Origin of the sequence: Dissulfurimicrobium sp. (assembly GCF_049968175.1) — a bacterium.
GTDB classification, from domain to species: Bacteria; Desulfobacterota; Dissulfuribacteria; order Dissulfuribacterales; family Sh68; genus Dissulfurimicrobium; species Dissulfurimicrobium hydrothermale.
This window is the reverse complement of the sequence record NZ_JBMFRG010000094.1, coordinates 1-4,805: the sequence shown is the minus strand read 5'-3', so window position 1 is coordinate 4,805 and position 4,805 is coordinate 1. Positions and strand designations below refer to the sequence as shown.

6 protein-coding genes and 1 pseudogene are annotated in these 4,805 nt (G+C 47.5%); 6 read left to right on the top strand and 1 reads right to left on the bottom strand.

Going from position 1 to position 4,805, the window contains the following annotated elements:
* The 6 genes and pseudogenes from ACP5SG_RS09360 to ACP5SG_RS09335 all read left to right on the top strand — a co-directional run.
* A pseudogene (locus ACP5SG_RS09360) lies at window positions 1–1,029 on the top strand (hypothetical protein); the annotation flags it as partial.
* A gap of 16 nt (window positions 1,030–1,045) precedes the next feature.
* Window positions 1,046–1,681: a MinD/ParA family protein gene (locus tag ACP5SG_RS09355; RefSeq protein ID WP_428123945.1), complete on the top strand. Its 636-nt coding sequence runs from the start codon at window positions 1,046–1,048 to the stop codon at window positions 1,679–1,681.
* A gap of 162 nt (window positions 1,682–1,843) precedes the next feature.
* Window positions 1,844–2,698, top strand: coding sequence for a sigma-70 family RNA polymerase sigma factor (locus ACP5SG_RS09350; protein WP_428123942.1), 855 nt, complete (start codon window positions 1,844–1,846; stop codon window positions 2,696–2,698).
* Between the two features lie 86 nt (window positions 2,699–2,784).
* A complete protein-coding gene (locus ACP5SG_RS09345) occupies window positions 2,785–3,165 on the top strand; it encodes a chemotaxis response regulator CheY (protein WP_237888428.1) in 381 nt (126 codons plus the stop codon).
* Between the two features lie 9 nt (window positions 3,166–3,174).
* Complete coding sequence (locus ACP5SG_RS09340) at window positions 3,175–4,095, top strand: hypothetical protein (RefSeq protein ID WP_428123938.1); 921 nt, start codon at window positions 3,175–3,177, stop codon at window positions 4,093–4,095.
* Complete coding sequence (locus tag ACP5SG_RS09335; protein ID WP_237888430.1) at window positions 4,096–4,530, top strand: hypothetical protein; 435 nt, start codon at window positions 4,096–4,098, stop codon at window positions 4,528–4,530.
* A 7-nt stretch (window positions 4,531–4,537) separates the two neighbouring features.
* Here the strand turns inward: ACP5SG_RS09335 and ACP5SG_RS09330 are convergent.
* The coding region (locus ACP5SG_RS09330; protein WP_428123931.1) for an Lrp/AsnC ligand binding domain-containing protein at window positions 4,538–4,805 on the bottom strand (268 nt) is incomplete at its 5' end.

Here is a 4,805-nt window from a genome sequence, read left to right as displayed (position 1 = left end):
AGACGCGATGAGGCCACAGGACTGATAGAAAACATCGTGGAAGTGACGGCAGCCATCGACTTTTCTCCTCATACAGAGGCGCAGGTCAGGATACCGCCTGAGAAAGCGCCAGCGAAAAAAATATTACATGGGGTGGCGATACATGGCGGATACGGACCTAACCACCCCTCACCACTCCTCGTCATCCATGATGCCTTAGCCGGTCTGGGTCTCGGACATAAGTTGCAGCAAGAAATTGCAGCACAATTTTTGCATGAAGTTTCAAGCGACAAAGATATCACACATGAGCTTGTCCACGATTGGCTTAAAAACATGGCGTCACGCAGGATAAAAATCGCAGATGCTGCCAAAGCCTCGACCTCAAGGCCGCGCATAGCGATGATAGGCCCGACCGGTACAGGAAAGACGACTACTATAGCCAAATTGGCCGCGCTGCTCAAATTCCAGAAAAATATGCACGGCGTCCTTGTCTCAGTCGACGCCTACAGGCTCGGTACAGCTGAACAGCTGGCAAGATATGCAAGGCTCATGGATATACCCTTCGAGGCGCTAAGAGACCCGAAGGGGCTAAGCGGCGTGCTCGAACGCTACAAACATATGGATTTCATGCTTATCGACACCACTGGCAGGGGTCCAAGTGATCCTAGACACAGGGAGGAGCTATCGGCCATATTCAATGCAGATCCATCAATCAAGGGATATCCAGTTTTATGCGCCACATCAAAGGCCGATGACCTCGCCTCGCAGATGGCGCTCTATTCCACATTCCCAATCGCAGGCTGGGTAATAACAAAGATAGACGAAACATCCTCTTATGGCCCGCTATGCGCCGTGGTCATACGAGAACAACTGCCGATTTCCTATATCACCAACGGCCAAAAGGTGCCAGAGGACATAATAGAGGCTACAAAAGAGATACTCTTAGACCTGTTGTTCGCTAACGAAAGAAAAGATCCGGGCGTCGAGATGGAAACCGGTACAGCGTGGGCCAGGTCTTTAACTAACAAACAATGGGCTTTGTTTGCCTAAAAAAGACAAGAGAAATATGAAAAGACCACTGGCAGAAAGAGATATAACGACCGCAAAGCACCCTCCCCGCGTCATTTCATTCAGCAGTGGCAAGGGCGGCGTGGGCAAGACCAATATAGTCGTGAATCTGGCGATCGCCATGGCGGATCTGGGCCAAAGGGTAATGGTCCTTGACGCCGACCTTGGTCTTGCCAATATAGATGTAATTCTAGGCCTTACGCCAAAATATACTATAGACAATGTCTTTTCCGGATATGTCACGCTCAAGGACGTGCTTATCGAAGGGCCAAGCGGCATCCTTATATTGCCTGCCGGATCAGGCGTAACCGAACTCTTGAATCTCGGCGAGGGCGAAAAACTATTCCTCCTTGATGAAATCGAAGGGCTGGGAAACGATATCGATATCATGCTGATCGACAATGCGGCTGGTATTTCTGAAAATGTAATGTATTTTAATCTTGCGGCCCAGCAAAGGGTGGTTGTGGCTACGCCAGAACCTACATCAATAACAGATGCCTATGCACTTATAAAGGTCATGGTCAATAAATACAAGGTGAATACGTTTTCTCTATTGATAAACATGGCCAGAGACGAGAGCGACGCACTCAAGGTCTTCCGCCAGCTGACATTGGTGACCGACCGCTTTCTGTGACGCCGGCCATTGACTATCTGGGCTTCATTCCTAGAGACGAAACCGTGTCAAATGCGATTTGCCTTCAAAAAGCAGCGCTTAACGCATATCCAGACTCCATTGCAAGCAAGGCCTTTATGAAACTGGCCGAAAATCTACTGATATCCAGGCGCGAGGGGTGGAGTGACGGGAATATCAAGTTTTTCTGGAGACATCTCTTGCGGGTATAAGACGGCCTCGACCATGGAAAACGGGGTATTGAAGGACTATACAGACATATTTTTCAACGCCGAGGAGACGCTGACAAGGGAAAAACGCCAGGAGCTCATCATCAGATACACACCGCTTATAAGATATGTAGTTGAAAAGATGTCAGCGCGCCTGCCTGGGCATGTCTCATGCGACGATCTCATGAGCGCCGGCGTGATCGGCCTTATGGACGCCGTCGAAAAATTCGACCCATCCAAAAACATACAATTCAAGACATATGCGGAATTCCGCATTAGAGGGGCCATCCTCGACGAATTGAGAAACCTCGACTGGATACCCAGGTCCATCAGGAGAAAGAGCTCAGAGCTTGAGCAGACCTACAAACGCCTCGAAAAGGAATTGGGTCGCCCTGCTGAAGACGAAGAGGCGGCGAACGCCCTCGGTCTTGACATGGAAGAGTTCTACAAGCTCCTGGAGGAAACCAGGTGTGTAACATTCATGGACATCGACGCCATAAGGCGGAGGCTGCCTGACGGCAACGACGAGGATATCTTCGATCTCATAGCAGGTGACGGCTCGGCCGATCCATTCGAGCAGCTCAAATTGACGGATATCAAACGTCTTGTAGTCGATGCCATAGAGTCTCTGCCCATAAAAGAAAGACTGGTGCTCTCGCTCTATTATTATGAAGAGCTCACCATGAAGGAGATAGGAGAGATAATGGGCTACACGGAATCCAGGATATCGCAGCTACACACAAAGGCTATCTTGCGGATAAAGGCGCATATCAGCGACAACGCCGGCCATGCCCTGTACGACATAGCGTAAACATTGTCATAATGTCACAAGTATGGTTTAAAAAAAGAAATTTCAAGTTAGAATAATCAAAAAAATTTAAGATAGAGGTAAGCAACATGCCGATTGACTATAACATGAGGGTAATGATCGTCGATGACTTCGCCACAATGCGCCGGATAGTCAAAAACATACTGATTCAGATCGGTTTCAAAAACTTTATCGAGGCCGACGATGGATCGACAGCCTGGGACATCCTGCAAAAAGAAAAGGTAGACCTGGTCATATCGGATTGGAACATGCCCAAAATGCCCGGAATAGACCTCCTCAAGAAGATTAGGGCCGACGAGAGGTTTGCAGACCTGCCCTTTATAATGGTCACTGCAGAGGCCCAAAAAGAAAATATAATAGAGGCCGTAAAGGCTAGGGTAAGCAACTATATAGTAAAACCGTTCACACCCGAGACGCTCAGCGAAAAAATAGAAAAAATTTTTCAATAAGAAAGTATTATGGACGAAGAAAAAAGAGAGACTCACATATCTCAACCGCCGGACGAAAAAGAAATACCTCCTGACAACCAGCTGGAAGGATCAAATGTTGATGATGAGCTTTGGGATCCCGGAAGCGGAGCTGAAAATATCCCGCTCTTTGAGGAATTCGCCTCTGAACTAATCGAACAAGACGAGAAAAAGACCGAACAGATCATTGAACCTGAGGCGGACGGCAAAACCTTACTTGAAGAACCGACTGAGGAGGTCATTGAACCCGGGCTCGAAGCCAAGGGCTTTGTACATAGCATTGAAGGGCCTGCAACAATCGGACCGGACAAAAAAGATGGCGAGACCACAGATGAAGGAATAAAAAAGATCGATATTGGGACGCAGAATAAGTGGCTATTATGGGGCATGGCTGCATTTTCGTCGGTTCTGATAGCCATCGGCACAGCGACAATATGGAAAATGACAGGTGGTAACGCCGAGGCTCCGTTTATCGCACACCCGACCTCACAGAGTAAAGGAACGACAACGGCGGCGTTGGGTGGCGAAAATACAAAAAGGAGCGCAGTGTCACACGAAAATGTTGAAGGCGGCCCAGCCGGACAGGCAGGGAGACCGCTATCCCCAATGAAACCTCTAACCGTAACCCTTGCCTCGTTCCTGATCCCGGCCCAACAAAACGGACAAATGGTATTTTTCAATCTACAGGCCGAACTATCAGTCAAAGACAAAAAGACAATGGACGAGCTTATGCAGAAAGAGGTCTGGATAAGGGACATCATATACAGAGAGCTCAAAGGGATAGACATAACCAACGGCTTTCGTGGAGACATCCTGGATCCATACCAAAAGACGATCGTTGAGCGCATAAATACTGAATTAGCCCCGCTAAAGGTCGAAGACGTAAAGCTATCCGGTTCACCTGTCAGTTAAATGATGATAATTTTAGATTACAAAGGCATGCTTGCCATTGGTCAGATACTCCTTGATCTAGCGCTCCTTTGCATAATCTTTTTCATGTACCGCAAGCTTAAAATGCTGGATGTGCAAAAGGTGGAGCGGATCATCAACATATTGAAAAAAGGTGAAGAATTATCAAGGGGCATCGAAGATGCACTCAAGAAAAACGAAGCGCTATCAAATTCGCTTGCCTGCGTCCTTAATAGTAAAGAAACCCCTAAAGATTCAAGGAATACGCCTACAAGTGGCAAACCGATCGATAAAAACGGCCTGCATAATCAGGTGATAGCCCTTTGGAAGATCGGTAAAGGACTACCCGAGATCGCGGATATCACCGGCCTTGCCCCAGGAGAAGTTGAGATCATAATATCCCTTGCCAAGGCCAAAAAACTAGCGATAAAAAACTAGCGATAAATTATACGGCCTCATTAAGCCTTACCACAGGACATGTCATAGTATGCCTTATGGCGTCAAGCGTTTGCAATTTGTGCATAACTACATATGACAAGGCATCATGATTCTCGGTCTCAAGCTCAGCGATGATGTCATAAGGTCCCATGATTACATCCAGACGTATAACCTCAGGCATCTCTGAGAGTCGCTTCGCAACCTCAGCAGTCTTTCCTATCTGCGTATTTATTAAGATATAGGCCTTTAGTGACATAACATCCCTCCCCTTTTTT